The organism is Streptomyces avicenniae (assembly GCF_000719135.1).
Lineage (GTDB): Bacteria > Actinomycetota > Actinomycetes > Streptomycetales > Streptomycetaceae > Streptomyces > Streptomyces avicenniae.
Genome location: NZ_JOEK01000010.1, coordinates 55,923 through 72,123 on the forward strand (window position 1 = coordinate 55,923; position 16,201 = coordinate 72,123).

The 16,201-nt window shown below is 74.1% G+C and carries 14 protein-coding genes and 1 riboswitch; of the genes, 12 read left to right on the top strand and 2 right to left on the bottom strand.

Features of this window, described 5'->3' with window-relative positions; translation table 11 throughout:
* Positions 1–61 precede the first annotated feature (61 nt).
* The 7 genes from IF27_RS18360 (at position 62) to IF27_RS18390 (ending at position 9,293) form a co-directional block, all read left to right on the top strand.
* Positions 62–1,441 carry an FAD-binding oxidoreductase gene (locus tag IF27_RS18360; protein ID WP_052850745.1) on the top strand — a complete coding sequence of 460 codons (1,380 nt, stop codon included), beginning with the start codon at positions 62–64 and terminating at the stop codon, positions 1,439–1,441.
* A 94-nt stretch (positions 1,442–1,535) separates the two neighbouring features.
* Positions 1,536–1,655, top strand: a riboswitch (cobalamin riboswitch).
* A 147-nt stretch (positions 1,656–1,802) separates the two neighbouring features.
* The gene (locus IF27_RS31600) at positions 1,803–2,783 is read left to right on the top strand and encodes a hypothetical protein (RefSeq protein WP_052850746.1); all 981 of its coding nucleotides are present in this window, start codon (positions 1,803–1,805) and stop codon (positions 2,781–2,783) included.
* Positions 2,780–3,946, top strand: coding sequence for a CbiQ family ECF transporter T component (locus IF27_RS18370; protein WP_223291102.1), 1,167 nt, complete (start codon positions 2,780–2,782; stop codon positions 3,944–3,946). Before IF27_RS31600 ends, IF27_RS18370 begins: the two co-directional genes overlap by 4 nt.
* A complete protein-coding gene (locus IF27_RS18375; RefSeq protein WP_052850747.1) occupies positions 3,943–5,580 on the top strand; it encodes an ABC transporter ATP-binding protein in 1,638 nt (545 codons plus the stop codon). The genes IF27_RS18370 and IF27_RS18375 overlap by 4 nt, the downstream gene beginning before the upstream one ends.
* On the top strand, positions 5,577–6,599 hold the full coding sequence (locus IF27_RS18380; protein ID WP_110946027.1) for an ECF transporter S component: 1,023 nt from the start codon (positions 5,577–5,579) through the stop codon (positions 6,597–6,599). Before IF27_RS18375 ends, IF27_RS18380 begins: the two co-directional genes overlap by 4 nt.
* 527 nt (positions 6,600–7,126) lie before the next feature.
* Positions 7,127–7,987, top strand: coding sequence for an LURP-one-related family protein (locus IF27_RS18385; RefSeq protein WP_052850880.1), 861 nt, complete (start codon positions 7,127–7,129; stop codon positions 7,985–7,987).
* A 781-nt stretch (positions 7,988–8,768) separates the two neighbouring features.
* Complete coding sequence (locus tag IF27_RS18390; RefSeq protein WP_052850748.1) at positions 8,769–9,293, top strand: AAA family ATPase; 525 nt, start codon at positions 8,769–8,771, stop codon at positions 9,291–9,293.
* Here the strand turns inward: IF27_RS18390 and IF27_RS18395 are convergent.
* Positions 9,283–10,215, bottom strand: a complete 933-nt coding sequence (locus IF27_RS18395) for an RNA polymerase sigma-70 factor (RefSeq protein WP_052850749.1) — start codon at positions 10,213–10,215, stop codon at positions 9,283–9,285. The genes IF27_RS18390 and IF27_RS18395 overlap by 11 nt on opposite strands.
* 65 nt (positions 10,216–10,280) lie before the next feature.
* Positions 10,281–11,048 (bottom strand): SDR family oxidoreductase, encoded by a 768-nt coding sequence (locus IF27_RS18400; protein WP_052850750.1) that lies wholly within the window; start codon positions 11,046–11,048, stop codon positions 10,281–10,283.
* Positions 11,049–11,255: 207 nt separating this feature from the next.
* Between IF27_RS18400 and argC the strand changes: the two genes are divergently transcribed.
* From argC to IF27_RS18425, 5 genes are read left to right on the top strand one after another with little or no spacing between them, the layout of a single operon-like run.
* Positions 11,256–12,284, top strand: a complete 1,029-nt coding sequence (argC, locus tag IF27_RS18405; RefSeq protein WP_052850751.1) for an N-acetyl-gamma-glutamyl-phosphate reductase — start codon at positions 11,256–11,258, stop codon at positions 12,282–12,284.
* Positions 12,281–13,432, top strand: a complete 1,152-nt coding sequence (gene argJ, locus IF27_RS18410; protein ID WP_052850752.1) for a bifunctional glutamate N-acetyltransferase/amino-acid acetyltransferase ArgJ — start codon at positions 12,281–12,283, stop codon at positions 13,430–13,432. Before argC ends, argJ begins: the two co-directional genes overlap by 4 nt.
* Entirely contained in the window at positions 13,429–14,373 is a 945-nt protein-coding gene (gene argB / locus IF27_RS18415) for an acetylglutamate kinase (protein ID WP_052850753.1), read from the top strand. Before argJ ends, argB begins: the two co-directional genes overlap by 4 nt.
* Positions 14,370–15,569, top strand: a complete 1,200-nt coding sequence (locus IF27_RS18420) for an acetylornithine transaminase (protein WP_052850754.1) — start codon at positions 14,370–14,372, stop codon at positions 15,567–15,569. The genes argB and IF27_RS18420 overlap by 4 nt, the downstream gene beginning before the upstream one ends.
* Before the next feature lie 14 nt (positions 15,570–15,583).
* Positions 15,584–16,168, top strand: coding sequence for an arginine repressor (locus IF27_RS18425; protein WP_110946028.1), 585 nt, complete (start codon positions 15,584–15,586; stop codon positions 16,166–16,168).
* Positions 16,169–16,201: the final 33 nt, after the last annotated feature.

The window sequence follows — 16,201 nt, forward strand, 5'->3', positions numbered from 1 at the left end:
GTCAGGTTTCGCGGGGACGCTGGTCCCAGTTCCACCACCAGTGAAAGGCCGTGAACCGCTCATGAACGATGCCGTCCCCGCACTCCGCGCCCGCGTCGCCGGGCCCGTCCTGACCCCGGGGGAGGAGGGCTACGACGCCGAACGCGCCGGGTTCAACTCCGCCGTGGACGACCGGCCCGCCGTCGTCGTCGGCGCGACGGGTCCTGACGACGTCCGCGCGGCCGTCGCGTACGCCAGGGACGCCGGGCTGCCGGTCGCCGTCCGCTCCACCGGGCACGGCGCGGGCGTCGCCGCGGACGGCGCCGTGCTCATCACGACGCGGCGCATGACCGGCGTCCGCGTCGATCCCGAGCGCGGCGCCGCCCGCGTGGAGGCCGGTGTGCGCTGGGCCGAGGTCGCCGAGGCCGCCGCGCCGTACGGGCTCGCGCCGCTCAGCGGCTCGGCCCCGGGTGTAGGCGTCGTCGGCTACACGCTCGGCGGCGGCATGCCGCTGCTCGGCCGCACCTACGGCTGGGCCGCCGACCGCGTGCGCGCGATCGACGTCGTGACGCCTGACGGCCGCGCACGGCACGTCACGCCCGGCAGCGAACCCGACCTGTTCTGGGCCCTGCGCGGCGCGCGGGACAACTTCGGCGTCGTCACCGCCCTCGACATCGAGCTGCTGCGCCTGTCCACCCTGTGGGGCGGCGGGCTGTACCTCGACGCCTCCGCGCCCGGCCGGGCCGCGGCGCTCACGGACGCCTACCGGCGGTGGACGGGCGACGTGCCCGAGGAGATGAACTCGTCGCTCGCCCTCGTGCCGCTGCCCGACGTCCCCGGGCTGCCCGAGCCGCTGCGCGGGCGGTACGTGGCCCACATCCGCATCGCGTTCGTCGGCGAACCGGCCGCGGGGGAACGTCTCGTCGCCCCGCTGCGCGCGCTCGGCCCCCTGCTCATCGACTCCCTGGCCGAACTGCCCTACACCGCCGCGGGGTCGATCCACAACGATCCCCCCACGCCGATGCCGTGGAACGGCGACATCGCCCTGCTCGACGGCCTGGAGGAGGCGGACGTCGCCGCCGTGACCCGGCTCGCCGGCCCAGAGGCGCCGCTGCCCGTCATCACCGAACTGCGCCACCTGGGCGGCGCCCTGGCCCGGCCGGGCGCGGCCCCGAGCGCGGTCGGGCACCGTACGGCCGCCTGGTCGCTCGGCGTCCTCTCGCGCGTGAGCCCCGCGACCGAGGAGGTGGCGGGGCAGGCGCACCGCGCGGTCCTGGACGCGGTGGCGCCGCGGACGCTCGGACGGTTCCTCACCTTCATGGGGTCGGGGCGCCTCGCCGCGCCCGACGCCGTGCGGACCGCGTACGAGGCGGGGACGTACGACCGGCTCGGCGCGCTCAAGGCCGCCTGGGACCCGGGGAACACCTTCCGCCTCGGGCACCCGGTGACCCCGGGGAGCTGACCGGCGGCGGGCGCGGGGCAGCGCTCTGGCCGGGGCGGCGCGTACGGCCGTATTCTTGTGCGGAGTTCGCCTGTATGTCCGGGTGGGCTCCCCACAACTGAATGCGTGTACGGGGGAGGGAAGCCGGTGCGAGTCCGGCGCTGACCTGCAACCGTGAGCGGCTGCCCGGACGGGCGCCGCGAGTCGGGACACTCACCGTGCGACGCGGACTTCTCTCACTGTCATGGATTGCAGCGCGGAGCCCTCGGCCACCCGGCCAGTCGGCCCCTGGCGCCTCGTACCTCCCGTACGACGACGCGTCAGGGGCCCGCCGTGCCAGGGCACCCGGGCCGCCCCGGCTGCCCAACGGGAAAGGCACGCGATGTCCCGCGCCACCGTCAGAGCCGTCGTCGTCGGCGTGCTCGTCGCGGTGCTCCACCTGCTGCTGCCCCTCCCCGCGACCGCCGGGGGCGGCCCCCTGGCGGCGCGGCCCTCGGCGGCCGGGACACCCGGCTTCTGCCCGGGCGACTCGGGCGTCAGCGTCGTCGTGGACTTCCGCGAACTGGGCGGCGGGCGCGTCGTCCGCTGCGCCCCCGGCCGCCAGGAGGACGGCCTGAGCGCGCTGCGCAACGCGGGCTTCGACGTCGCGGGGACCGCCCGTTGGGGCGACTCGTTCGTCTGCCGGATCAACGGCCGCCCTGGCGCGGACAGCGAGGCGTGCGCCGACACACCGCCCGCCACCGCGTACTGGTCGTACTGGCACGCGGAGAACGGCGGACCGTGGCGCTACAGCCAGCGCGGCGCGCTCAACCGGACGCCGCCACAGGGGAGCATCGAGGGCTGGTCGTTCCAACTCGACATGGGTGAGGGGCAGTCGGCCGCGCCGGGGGTCGCGCCGTTGCGACCGGACGCGCCCACCACGCCGCCAGGTGACGGCGGCGGCGACGCGCCCGGTGCCCCGTCCACACCGCAGCCTCCGCGGGACCCGGCACCCGACCCCGACCCGGGCCAGGACGCGGGCGGCGACCCCGCGCCGTCCGGCGCCCCCGAGGAACCGGACGAACCCGACCCCACGCCCGAGGAAGAGCCGACGACGCCGCGCCCCGAGTCCACCGCTTCGGCCGAGCCCACCCCGGGCCAGGACCCCGACGCCGGCGGCGCATCCCCCACCACTCCCGAGGAAACGCCCGGATGGGCCGGGGAGGACACCGCCTACACCGACACACGGGCCGACGACGCCGGTTCCTCCGGCCCCTCCCCACTGACCCTCGCCGTCCTCGGGCTGCTCGCCGCGCTCGGCGCGGGGGCCGCCGTCACCGCCCGGCGCAGGCGCCGCGCCGCCTCACCGGCCGACGACGCGTGACCCGGACCGGTCAGCTGCCGCGCGCGCTGCACCCGGGCGCGTGGTGGCTCTGGGCGATCGGCCTCGCCGTCGTGGCGGGACGGACGACCAACCCCCTCCTGCTCGCCCTGCTCCTCGTGGTCGTCGGACACGTCGTCGTGCGCCGCCGCACGGACGCGCCCTGGGCGCTCTCCTTCCGGATGTACCTGATCTTCGGCGCCGTCATCGTGGTCCTGCGCGTCGCCTTCCGGATCGTCCTGGGCGGCGGCCAGGGGGAGCACATCCTCTTCACGCTCCCGGAGATCCCCCTCCCCGACGCGGCGGCGGGCATCCGGCTGTTCGGGCCGGTCGCCGCCGAGGAGATCCTCGGCGGCCTCTACGACGGACTCCAGCTCGCCACCATGGTCGTCTGCGTCGGCGCGGCCAACGTCCTCGCCAACCCCAAGCGCATGCTCAAGGCGATGCCAGGCGCCCTCCACGAGATCGGGACCTCCGTCGTCGTCGCCCTCACCGTCGCCCCCCAACTCATCGAGAGCGTGCAGCGCGTCCGCCGCGCCCGTCGGCTCCGCGGCGCGCGCGAACGGGGACGACGGGCACTGCGCGGCATCCTCATCCCGGTGCTCGAAGACGCCCTGGCGCGCTCCCTCGCCCTGGCCGCCGCCATGGCGTCCCGGGGCTACGGCCGGACGGGACCAGCCACCGGGCGCGCCCGCCTCACCGTCGGCACCCTCGTCATCGGCGGCCTGCTCGGGATCGCCGTCGGGCTCTACGGCATCCTCGACACCGGCGCGCCCGGCTACCTCGGGCCGCCGATGCTCCTCACCGGCACCGCCGTCGCGATGCTCGGCTTCGCCCTGGGCGGGCGGGGCGTGCGCCGGACCGGGTACCGCCCCGACCACTGGCGCACCGGGGAACTGCTCACCGTCGCCGCCGGGCTCACCGCCGCCGCGCTCATGCACACGGCGTCCAGGACCGACTCCGCCGTCCTGTTTCCCGCCCTCTCCCCTCTGAGCTGGCCCGACGTCACGCTCCTCCCGCTGCTCGCCGTCCTCGCCGGGCTGCTGCCCGCCTACCTGTCGCCGCCCCCGCCTCCCACACCGGCGGCCGGGCCGCCGACCCCCGCCTCCGCCCCGGACACCGCCGCACCCGCCGCACACCCGCAGCACAAGGAGGCCGCCGCGTGATCCGCTTCGACCAGGTCGGCTTCACGTACCACGGCGCGCAGACGCCGACCCTGACCGGCGTAGACCTGCGTATCGGCGAGGGCGAGCTGTGCCTCGTCGCGGGACGCACCGGTGTCGGCAAGTCCACACTCCTGGGCGCCGTCAACGGACTCGTCCCCCGCTTCACCGGCGGCCTGCTCACCGGCACCGTGTCCGTCGCCGACCGGTCCACCGCGTCCGCTCCGCCCCAGGAGTTCGCCCACCTCGTCGGCACCGTCGGCCAGGACCCCCTCGCCGGGTTCGTCACCGACACCGTCGAGGAGGAACTCGCCTACGGCATGGAACAGCTCGCCGTCCCACCCGCGACGATGCGCAAGCGCGTCGAGGAGACGCTCGACCTCCTCGGCATCGCGGACCTGCGCCACCGCGCCCTGCGCACCCTCTCCGGCGGTCAGCAGCAACGCGTGGCCATCGGCTCCGTCCTCACCGCCCACCCTCCGGTCCTCGTCCTCGACGAACCCACCTCCGCCCTCGACCCGACCGCCGCCGAGGAAGTCCTCGCCGCCGTACTACGGCTCGTCCACGACCTCGGCACCACGGTGCTGATCGCCGAACACCGCATGGAACGCGTCCTCCAGTACGCGGACCGCCTCCTCCATCTCCCCGGCGACGGCACCGTCCTCGACGGCACCCCCGCCGCTCTCATGCCCGCGCTCGCCGACGCGGACGTCGCCCCACCCGTCGTCCACCTCGGGCGCATCGCGGGCTGGCACCCGCTGCCCCTGTCCGTGCGCGACGCCCGCCGCCACGCACCGGCACTCCGCGCCCGGCTCGCCGACCACCGGCCACCCGCGCCGCGCCACAGCCCCGCTGAACCCGAGCCCCTCCTCACCGCTCGCCGGATCACCGTCACCTACGGCCGCACCGTCGCCGTGCGCGAGGTGGACCTCACCCTCCACACCGGCGAAGTCACCGCGCTCATGGGCCGCAACGGCTCGGGCAAGTCCTCCCTCCTGTGGGCCCTCCAGGGCTCAGGCCCCCGCCGCTCCGGCACCGTCACCGTCTCGGGAAGCGACGGCGACCCCGGTCACCTGCCCGCCCACCGCGCCAGGTCACTGGTCGGCCTCGTCCCGCAGAGCGCCGCTGACCTGCTCTATCTCCAGACGGTGGACGCCGAGTGCGCCCAGTCCGACCAGGAATCGGACGCCGCCCCGGGCACCTGCCGCGCTCTGCTGGACCGGCTCGCCCCCGGGGTCCCCGGCGACCGTCACCCGCGCGACCTCTCGGAGGGCCAGCGGCTCGCCCTGGTCCTGGCGATCCAGCTCACCGCCGCCCCGGCCGTCATGCTGCTGGACGAGCCCACCCGCGGCCTCGACTACCGGGCCAAGCGCGCCTTCGGCCGCGTCGTCCGTGACCTCGCCGCCCGAGGACACAGCGTGGTCACCGCGACGCACGACGTCGAGTTCGTCGCCGCCACCGCCGACCGCGTCACGGTCCTCGCCGAGGGGGAGACCGTGGCCGACGGCCCCACCGCGGACGTCGTCTGCTCCTCCCCGTCGCTCGCCCCCCAGGTGGCCAAGGTGCTCCGCCCCCAACCGTGGCTGACCCCCGACCAGGTCGCCGCGGCCCTCACCCCGGTGGAGGCGCGCCCATGACCACACCGGCCACGCCCGCACAGCCCGCGCTCAACCAACTCGCCACCACACAGCGGGTCAACGTCCTGCGGATCGGACCGCGCACCGCCGTCGTCCTGACCCTGGCCAGCCTCATCGGGCTCGCCATGTTCTGCTGGCCACTCCTCTCCCCACCCGAACCCCAGGCCATCGCCCACAGCGGCCACGCGCCGCTGCTCTTCGCCCTCCTCCTCCCCGTCGTGCTCGCCGTCGTCCTGGCCGAGATCACGGAGGGCGGCCTCGACCCGAAGGCCCTCGCCCTCCTCGGCGTCCTTGCCGCAGTCAACGCCGCCCTCCGCCCTCTCGGCGCGGGCACCGCCGGTATCGAGACCGTCTTCTTCCTCCTCATCCTGGCCGGGCGGGTCTTCGGCCCGGGCTTCGGCTTCGCGCTCGGCACCCTCTCCCTCTTCGCCTCCGCCCTGCTGACCGCCGGTGTCGGGCCCTGGCTCCCGTTCCAGATGATGGCGGCGGGCTGGGTCGGCCTCGGCGCCGGTCTCCTCCCACGCCGCGCGCACGGCCGCGCGGAGATCGTCCTGCTCTCCTGCTACGGGGTCGTGGCCGCCTACGCCTTCGGCCTGGTGATGAACCTCTGGTTCTGGCCCTACGCCACCGGCGACGCCACCGAACTGTCCATCGACCCCGAGGCGGGCATCCTCACCAACCTGCACACCTTCGGCATCTACACCCTGATGACCTCCACCCTTGGTTGGGACACCGGACGGGCCGTCACCACCGCCGCCGCCATCGCCGTCCTCGGCCCTGCCGTACTCACGACACTGCGCCGCGCAGCCCGCCGTGCCGCCTTCGACGCCCCCGTCACCTTCGCGACCCCACCCACCGGGGCCGAGCCGCCTACCGAGCCGTTCCCCGTCGCACCGACGACCTCCGCCGCCCCGTCCGTGCCCATCACGACGACTGCTGCCTCACCTCCCCGGGCCGCGGCCCGCCCCGCCCACCGTCCTCGCCCGACCCCTCCCGCACGGTCTCCCGACGCCGGTTGACGCCCCGCGACAGCTCGGCGCGCCGAGCCCGGCCGCACGGCAGCACTCCGGGCCGCCCCTTCCTCCCACACCGTTCCGCCCCGCCGGGTGCGGCGCATCCGGTCCGTGTGACCTCGTCCGAAGGGCAGGCCCGCGGGAGGGGCACCGACGGAGCGGGAGCCGGTACGTTCCTGGGGGCTTCGCCCCACTTCTTCACCGATGTCTTCATGCCGTCGAGTCTGCCGGTTACCCAGCGTGTCCGTGTGAAGTTATCCACAGCTGGGCCGGTAAGGAAGACAGTCTGATGAGCGGGGGCGAGGCGGCGGGCCAGCCGCCCTTGCGATCGGCCAAGGAAGGCCCCGGGCCGGGCCCGGCCGCGCCCCCGCCTCCGTGCTGCCGGGCAGCCCGCCGTGCGACCCGACGCCCCAGGTCAGTGCCATGATGCGGTTGGTGGGGGACGGCCCTCGTCGCGACGCCGGACCGCCCGCCGGGGCGTGAACGCCTTCCTCCTCGTCGCGACGTCAGTTCCGCCCGGTACCCTGCCCGGCATGACAGGACAACCGAGCACGCCGGCGGGCTGGTACGCAGATCCACAGGGCACCCCGAACCAGCTCCGCTGGTGGGACGGGAGCACGTGGACCGACCACACCCACGCCGGAGCGGCGTCAAAGCAGCCAGGCACCCCCCAGGCCCAGCCCCAGCAGGCCCCCCAGCCGCAACACCCGTCCCAGCCGCCGCACGCCGCCCCCGGCTACGCGCAGCCGCAGGCCCAGTCAGGCATCGGCGCCGCACCCGCCGGTGTGAGCGGCGGCTCCCTGTTCACCGAGCCCGTACTCGTCGTGAACCAGAAGACCAAGCTGATCGAGGTCACCAACGAGTACAGCGTCTTCGACCAGCACGGCCGGACGATAGGCACGGTCACCCAGGTCGGCCAGAGCACCCTGCGCAAGGTCGCACGTGTCCTGACCAGCTTCGACCAGTTCATGACGCACCGGCTGGAGATACGCGACGCCCACGGGCAGCCCCAGCTGATGCTCACCCGCCCGGCCAAGTTCATCAAGTCCCGGGTGGTCGTCGCCCGCCCCGACGGGCAGCCGGTGGGCGAGATAGTCCAGCAGAACGCGATCGGCAAGATCCACTTCTCGATCGAGGCCGGTGGCCAGAAGATCGGCGCGCTCCAGGCCGAGAACTGGCGCGCGTGGAACTTCAGCGTCACGGACCACACCGGCGGCGAGGTGGCCCGTATCACCAAGACCTGGGAAGGTCTGGCGAAGACGATGTTCACCACGGCCGACAACTACGTCCTCCAGATCCACCGCCAGCTGTCCGACCCGCTGCTGAGCCTCGTCGTCGCCACCGCCCTGACCGTGGACACGGCCCTCAAGCAGGACTCGCGGGGACTCGGCTGACCGGTGCCGCCGACTGGCCCCACCCGGCCGACCGCGCCCGCCCCCCTCCACGAGCGCCGGTCGGCCCCGCCGCGCACCTGGCTCCCGCGAGGGCCGCGCCCCCTCGGACGCCCCCGTTCCTGCCCTGACGGCGGTGTGACCGGATGACCGGGGCAGGCGCCGGTCCATGCCGCAGGACGGCCCGCCGCGGTGACTGCCGCCCGCACGGTCGGAGCCCCACGGCAGATCGTGCACGCACTCCACGGTGAGAGGTCGCGCCACGACGCACGGCGGCTGACAGCGCGGCCCGGCACGCCCGCTGCGGCACGTGCGTACCCGCGCGCCCGGGCCGCGGTGGCGATCGAGGCGCGCACCATGTCGAGAGCCGTCGGCGGGGGGCAGGCCGTCCACCGGGGGCAGGGCTCGGCGCAGCCGTTGTACTCCGGCATGCCACCCGTGACGGGGGCGACGCGTGGGGCGCCTCGTGCCGGACTCACCGTCCGGCCCGGAGGCCGGGCTGCCCGAACCGGCGTGCCGATTTCTCGACATGGCGGCCCCCGGCGGCCAGCCCTTTCCGGTTCGCCAACCGAAGTCGTCGGCCTGAGAACCGTCAGGAAGGCGACCGCGATGACGAGGGCACCCGCCGCACCGCGTCGAGCTCACGCCCCGATCCGACCTGGAAGGACCGCTCGGGGAGTACGACGGCCCTTGAGCGCCGCCGTAGAGCAGCCGAGGCCCGTCGTGCCCGTTCCGTGACGCGATCAGCACCGGCCCCCCACCCGCGGGCCCTAGCGTTGAGTCCATGATCGTATGGCTCAACGGCACCCACGGGGCAGGCAAGACGACGACCGCCGCACTCGTGCAGCAACTGCTCCCGGACTCCCGGGTGTTCGACGCCGAGAAGGTCGGCGAGACACTCATGGACATCACGCCGGGGCTGCCCGAGACGGACAACTTCCAGCACTGGCCGCCGTGGCGCCCGCTCGTCGTGGAGACCGCCCGCCGCGTCCTCGACTACACCGGCGGCACCCTGGTGATGCCGATGACCGTCCTGGTCGAGCAGTACTGGCGCGAGATCAGCGCGGGTCTCGCCCGGCACGCCGTTCCGGTGCGGCACTTCGTCCTCCACGCCGACCAGGAGACGCTGAGAAGCCGGATCGAGCGGGACACCGTTCTCGGCCCCAACTCCCCGTTCCGCCTGAAGTACCTGGAGCCCTACGCAGAGGCGGCCCGCACGTGGCTGCACGCCGAGGCCGAGGTCGTCAACACCACCCGTCTCACGCCCGCCGAGGTGGCCCAGGCGATCGCCGAGGCCGTCAAGGCGTGAGGCCCGCGGGCCGCCGCGCCCGCCGTGCCTCGCGGAGAGCTGCCCAGGCGTCCGCGAGGGCGCCGACGTGGCCGAGCTTGTCCGGGTTGTTCACCGTGTGGATCGTCCAGAGCCGCCCGTCGCCCACGCCGAGCGCCCACGCGCCGAGGACCCCGCCCTCCCGGTCGCGGAGGATCGCGCCCGGCTGCCCGTTCACCTGCCTCGGCTCCACGACGCCGCCGCCCCCGACGACCAGCGGCACGAACGCCCCGAGCACCCGGCCCACCCGGTCGGCGCCGAGGACGACATGCCGGAACCGCGGAGCCTTGCCGCCGCTGTCACCGATCATCGTGACGTCGGCGGCCAGCAGCTCCGTCAGCGCATCGACATCGCCCTCCCGGAACGCTCCGAAGAACCGTTCGGCGAGCCTTTCGCGCTCCTTCCGATCGGCCTCGAACCGGGGACGCCCGGCCTCCATGTGACGGCGGGCCCGCACCGCGAGCTGGTGGCACGCCGCCTCCGACCGCCCCACGGCCGACGCGATCTCGGGGAAGCCGAAGGCGAACACGTCCCGCAACACGAAGACCGCCCGCTCCAGCGGGGTCAGCCGCTCCAGCAGGAGCAGGGCCGCCATCGACAGCGAGTCCGCCAGCTCCGCCGACCGCGCCGGATCCTCGTACGGGTCGGTCAGCAGCGGTTCGGGGAGCCACGGCCCGACGTACTCCTCGCGGCGTACGCGGGCCGAGCGCAGCACGTCGATCGAGATCCGGGTGACCACGGTGGACAGGAACGCCTTCGCCGACCCGGGCCGGGTGGAGGTGGCCTGGTAGCGCAGCCAGGTCTCCTGGACCGCGTCCTCCGCCTCGGCCACGCTGCCCAGGATGCGGTAGGCGATCGAGAACAGCAGTGGCCGCAGCTCCTGGAACTCCTCGGTCTTCGTCACGTCGGCTCCTCCTCGAAGCTCCCCCACCGCCGCCCCCGCCGCACGACGCTGCCCTGGGACCGCCGTCACCAGGGCACCGGGCCCTCCTCGCCGAAGAAGCCGGCGGTCGGTCCGTCCGCCCCGAGGGTGGCCAGGCGTACCACGACCGCCGCGCCCCGCGCGACCGTGAGGAAACCGGTGTGGTTGTTGCTGTCCGTGGCGACGTACCCGGGGGCGGCGGCGTTGACGAGAACACCGTCCTTGCGCAGTTCATCGGCGTACTGCACGGTCAGCGCGTTGAGGGCGCTCTTGGACGGCGAGTACGCAGCGGACGGCAACAGCGCGGCGAAGGGTCCGTCCGGATCACTGGCGAGGGTGAGCGACGCGGCGTGACTGCTGACGTTGACGACGCGCGGCGCCGGTGACCGCCGCAACAGCGGCACCATGGCGTTCGTCACCGCGATCACGCCGAAGACATTGGTCTCGAAAACCTCCCGGACCATGTCGAGGTTGACGGAGCTGGGTATCTGGTCGTGGGCGTCCTGCGGCGAGATCTGTCCTGAGCCGGTGACACCGGCGTTGTTGACCAGTACGTCGAGGTGGCCGAAGCGCTCCTCGACCTGCCGCGCGGCCTCACGGACGGTTGCCTGGTCGGTGACGTCCAAGGTGACCGCGTATGCGTCGCCGCCCGCCACGCGCAGCGCCGCCGCGGCCTCCTCGCCGCGCCGCGGGTCCCTGGCGCCGACCAGGACCGTCATGTCCAGCGCGGCGAGTTGCTCGGCGATCCCGCGGCCGATGCCCTTGTTCGCGCCGGTGACCAGCGCGACCCTCCGGTGCGCGGTTCTCCCGCTCATGACAGGCTCCTTGTCGTCGAGGTCGTCGAGGCGAGTTCTTCTCCGAACCGCCTTCGCGCCTTGGGACGAGACGGCCCGGCCGGTTCTGACATGTGGAGTGGGGAACGGGACGGCCCGGCCACGCGTCCAGGCGAGGGGTCCTCCGTTCGGCTGATTGCATAAAACTGTCGAGTTGCGTATAGTCATGCCATCGGTGACGAGGAGGCGATGACCGTGCGTGCTGCGGTGGCGGGAGCGAGTGGCTACGCGGGAGGCGAGATCCTGCGTCTGCTGCTCCAGCATCCGGAGATCGAGATCGGCGCGCTCACGGCGAACGCCAGCGCCGGGCAGCCGCTCGGCGTGAGCCAGCCCCATCTGCTGCCCCTGGCCGACCGGGTCCTGGAGTCCACGTCGGCCGAGACCCTTGCCGGGCACGACGTCGTCTTCCTCGCCCTGCCCCACGGCCAGTCCGCCGCGGTGGCGGAGCAGGTGGGAGACAGCGTCCTGGTGGTGGACTGCGGCGCCGACTTCCGCCTCACGGACCCCGCCGACTGGGAACGCTTCTACGGCTCCCCGCACGCCGGTACGTGGCCGTACGGGCTCCCCGAACTGCCCGGCGCGCGCGAGCGCCTGCGCGGCACACGGCGCATCGCCGTCCCCGGCTGCTACCCGACCGCCGTCAGCCTCGCGCTCTTCCCCGCGTACGCCGCCGGTCTCGTCGAGCCCGAGGCCGTCGTCGTCGCCGCGTCCGGCACGTCCGGCGCCGGACGTGCCGCCAAGCCCCACCTCCTCGGCAGCGAGGTCATGGGGTCGATGAGCCCGTACGGCGTCGGCGGACTGCACCGGCACACGCCGGAGATGATCCAGAACCTCTCCGCCGTCGCCGGGGAGCGCGTCACCGTCTCGTTCACGCCCACCCTGGCACCCATGCCACGCGGCATCCTCGCCACCTGCAGCGCCAAGGCGAAGCCAGGTCTGACGGACGCCGCCCTGCGCGAGGCGTACGCCAAGGCGCTGGCCGACGAGCCCTTCGTCCGGCTGCTGCCCGAGGGACGCTGGCCGACCACGGCCGCCGTCGTCGGCTCCAACGCCGCGCTGCTCCAAGTGGCGTACGACGAGACCGCGGGCCGCGTCATCGCGATCAGCGCGATCGACAACCTCACCAAGGGCACCGCGGGCGGCGCCCTCCAGAGCATGAACGTCGCCCTCGGGCTGCCGGAGGACCTGGGCCTGCCGCTCACCGGGGTCGCCCCGTGAGCGTCACCGCCGCGCGGGGCTTCACGGCCGCGGGCGTCACCGCCGGGATCAAGCCGGACGGCGTCCCCGACCTGGCCCTCGTCGTGAACGAGGGGCCGAGCGCGGCGGCGGCGGGGGTCGTCACCGCCAACCGCGTCAAGGCCGCCCCGGTCCTGTGGACCGAGCAGGTGCTCGCCGCGGGCCAGGTGACCGCCGTCGTCCTCAACTCGGGCGGGGCCAACGCCTGCACCGGCCCGCTCGGCTTCCAGGACACCCACGCCACCGCCGAGCGGGCCGCCGTCGCCCTCGGCCTCAACGCGGCCGAGGTCGCCGTCGCCTCCACCGGCCCCATCGGCACCCGCCTGCCCATGGACCGGCTCCTGCCCGGCATCGACAGCGCCGCCGCCGCCCGCTCCCCGCACGGCGGGGAGAAGGCCGCCATCGCCATCAAGACCACCGACACCACCCACAAGACGGCCACCGCGGACGGCGACGGCTGGACGGTCGGCGGCATGGCCAAGGGCGCGGGCATGCTCGCCCCCTCCCTCGCCACCCTGCTCGTGGTCCTCACCACCGACGCCGCCCTCGACGCCGCAGCCCTCGACCGCGCCCTGCGTGCCGCCACCCGTACGACCTTCGACCGCATCGACTCCGACGGCTGCATGTCCACCAACGACACCGCCCTCTTGCTGGCGTCGGGCGCCTCCGGGATCACGCCCGACGAGAAGACGTTCGCCGAGGCGGTGCGCGCCGTCTGCGCCGACCTCGCCCGCCAGCTCGTCCAGGACGCCGAAGGGGCGTCCAAGGACATCCGCGTCGAGGTCACCGGCGCCGCCACCGAGGACGACGCCGTCCAGGTCGGCCGGGCCGTCGCCCGCAGCAACCTGCTCAAGTGCGCCGTCCACGGCGAGGATCCCGCCTGGGGCCGCGTCATGGCGGCCATCGGCACCACGTCGGCCGCGTTCGAGCCCCACCGGCTGGCGGTCGCCTTCAACGGCGTCTGGCTCTGCCGCGACGGCCACGCCACCGACGACCCCGGCCCCGTGGACATGCGCTTCCGCGAGGTCCGCATCACCGCCGACCTCGGCGCGGGCGACGCCTCCGCGGAGATCCTGACCAACGACCTGACCGCCGACTACGTCCACGAGAACGGCGCCCACTCCTCATGACCGCTGCCGGTTCCACCCGCAAACACACCGCGCTGCCCAAGGCCCGCATCCTCATCGAGGCACTGCCCTGGCTCACCCGCCACCACGGCCGGACGGTCGTCATCAAATTCGGCGGCAACGCCATGGTGGACGAGGAGCTGAAGGCCGCCTTCGCACAGGACGTCGTCTTCCTGCGCCACGCCGGACTGCGCCCCGTCGTCGTCCACGGCGGCGGCCCCCAGATCAACGCACAGCTCGACCGGGTCGGCCTCGTCTCCGAGTTCAAGGCCGGACTGCGCGTCACCTCACCCGAGGCCATGGACGTCGTCCGTATGGTGCTCGCCGGTCAGGTCCAGCGCGAACTGGTCGGACTGCTCAACCAGCACGGCCCCTTCGCCGTCGGCATGACCGGTGAGGACGCCCACCTGATGACGGCCACCAAGCGCTACGCCGACATCGACGGCGAACGCGTGGACCTCGGGCGTGTCGGGGACATCACCGCCATGGACACCGGAGCCGTCGAGGCGCTCCTGGCGGACGGCCGCATCCCGGTGATCTCCTCCATCGCCCGGAGCCAGGACGACGACCACGTCTACAACATCAACGCCGACACCGCCGCCGCCGCCATCGCCGCGGGGCTCGGCGCAGAGACGCTGATGGTCCTCACCGACGTCGAGGGGCTGTACGCCGACTGGCCCGCGAGCGACGAGGTGATCAGCCGCCTGACCGTGAGCGAGCTGGAGACACTGCTGCCCGACCTGTCCAGCGGCATGGTGCCGAAGATGGAGGGCTGCCTGCACGCCGTACGGCACGGCGTGCGCACCGCCCGCGTCATCGACGGCCGGGTGCCCCACGCCATCCTGCTGGAGATCTTCACCGACGAGGGGGTCGGGACGATGGTCGTGCCCGACGACACAGGGACCGCCGCGCCGAACGCGACGACCGAAGGGAAGCCGTCATGAGCAACGAGTTGCTGACCGCGCGCTGGCGGGGCGCGCTGATGAACAACTACGGCACCCCGCGCGTCCCCCTCGTCCGCGGCGAGGGCGCCAGGCTGTGGGACGCCAACGGCACCGAGTACATCGACTTCCTCGCCGGTATCGCGGTCAACTCCCTGGGCACCGCCCACCCCGCCGTCGTCCGCGCCGTGACCGAACAGGTCGGCACGCTGGGCCACGTCTCCAACCTCTTCATCGCCGAGCCCCCCGTCGCCCTGGCGGAGCGGCTGCTCGCCCTCGCCGGCCGTCCCGGGCGCGCGTACTTCTGCAACTCGGGCACCGAGGCGCTCGAAGCGGCCTTCAAGCTCGGCCGCCTCACCGGCCGCACGCACATGGTCGCCGCCGAGGGCGGCTTCCACGGCCGCACCATGGGCGCGCTCGCCCTCACCGGCCAGCCCGCGAAGCAGCAGGGCTTCCACCCGCTGCCCGGCCCCGTCACCCACGTCCCGTACGGCGACACCGACGCGCTGCGTGCCGCCGTCACCGAGGACACGGCCCTGGTCGTCCTCGAACCGGTCCAGGGCGAGAACGGCGCCGTCGTCCCGCCGGAGGGCTACCTGACCGCCGCCCGCGAGATCACCCGGGCCACCGGCACGCTGCTCGTCCTCGACGAGGTCCAGACCGGCATCGGGCGTACCGGGCACTGGTTCGCCTGCCAGGCCGAAGGCGTCGAGCCCGACGTCATCACCCTCGCCAAGGGCCTGGCCGCGGGGATGCCGATCGGAGCCGTCCTCGCGTTCGGCGAGGCCGCCGACCTGATCGGCCCCGGCGGGCACGGCTCGACGTTCGGCGGCAACCCCGTGTCCTGCGCCGCGGCGCTCGCCGTCATCGACACCATCGAGTCGGAAGGGCTGCTGGCACGCGTCAAGCAGACCGGCGAGCGGCTGCGCGAGGGAATCTGGAATCTCGGCCACCCCCTCGTGGACAGCGTCAGGGGAGAGGGCCTGCTGCTGGGTATCGTGCTCACCGAGCCCGTCTCGGCCCGCGTGCAGCAGACCGCGCAGGACGCGGGCTTCCTCGTGAACGCGGCGGTGCCCGACGCCGTCCGGCTCGCCCCGCCGCTGATCATCGGCGACGCCGAGGTGGACGCGCTCCTCAGGGCCCTGCCCGGCATCCTCGACCGGGCGGACGCCGCGGCCCGCGCGGCGGACGGCAGATGACCCGAAGGGGGAGCATGAGCGACGCACGGCAGCCGACGGGGGAGCCCACACGCCCGGCGGTACCGCAGACCCGCGCGGCCCGGCACCGCAGGATCGTGGACATCCTGAACCGGCTGCCGGTCCGGTCACAGAGCCAGCTGGCCAAGCTGCTCCTGGACGACGGACTCAGCGTGACCCAGGCGACCCTCAGCCGCGACCTGGACGAACTCGGTGCCGTCAAGATCCGCAGCTCCGAGGGTGAGCTGATCTACGCCGTGCCGAGCGAGGGCGGGTTCCGCACCCCCCGCGCGCCGCTCGGCGAGTCGGCCAAGGAGGAACGGATGGCCCGCCTCGCCGGTGAACTCCTCATCTCCGCCGAGGCGTCCGCCAACCTCGTCGTCCTGCGCACCCCGCCGGGCGCCGCCCAGTTCCTCGCCTCGGCCATCGACCAGGCCGAGGTGCACGAGATCCTGGGCACGATCGCGGGCGACGACACGGTGCTCCTCATCAGCCGCGACCCGGTGGGCGGCCAGTCCCTGGCCGACCATCTGCTGCGGCTGGCGCAGAAGGACAAGGACCTGACGGACGAGCACGACCCACCCGGCAGGAACGCCCACTGACGCCCGTCACCCGACCCCGGCGGCGCCGGACGG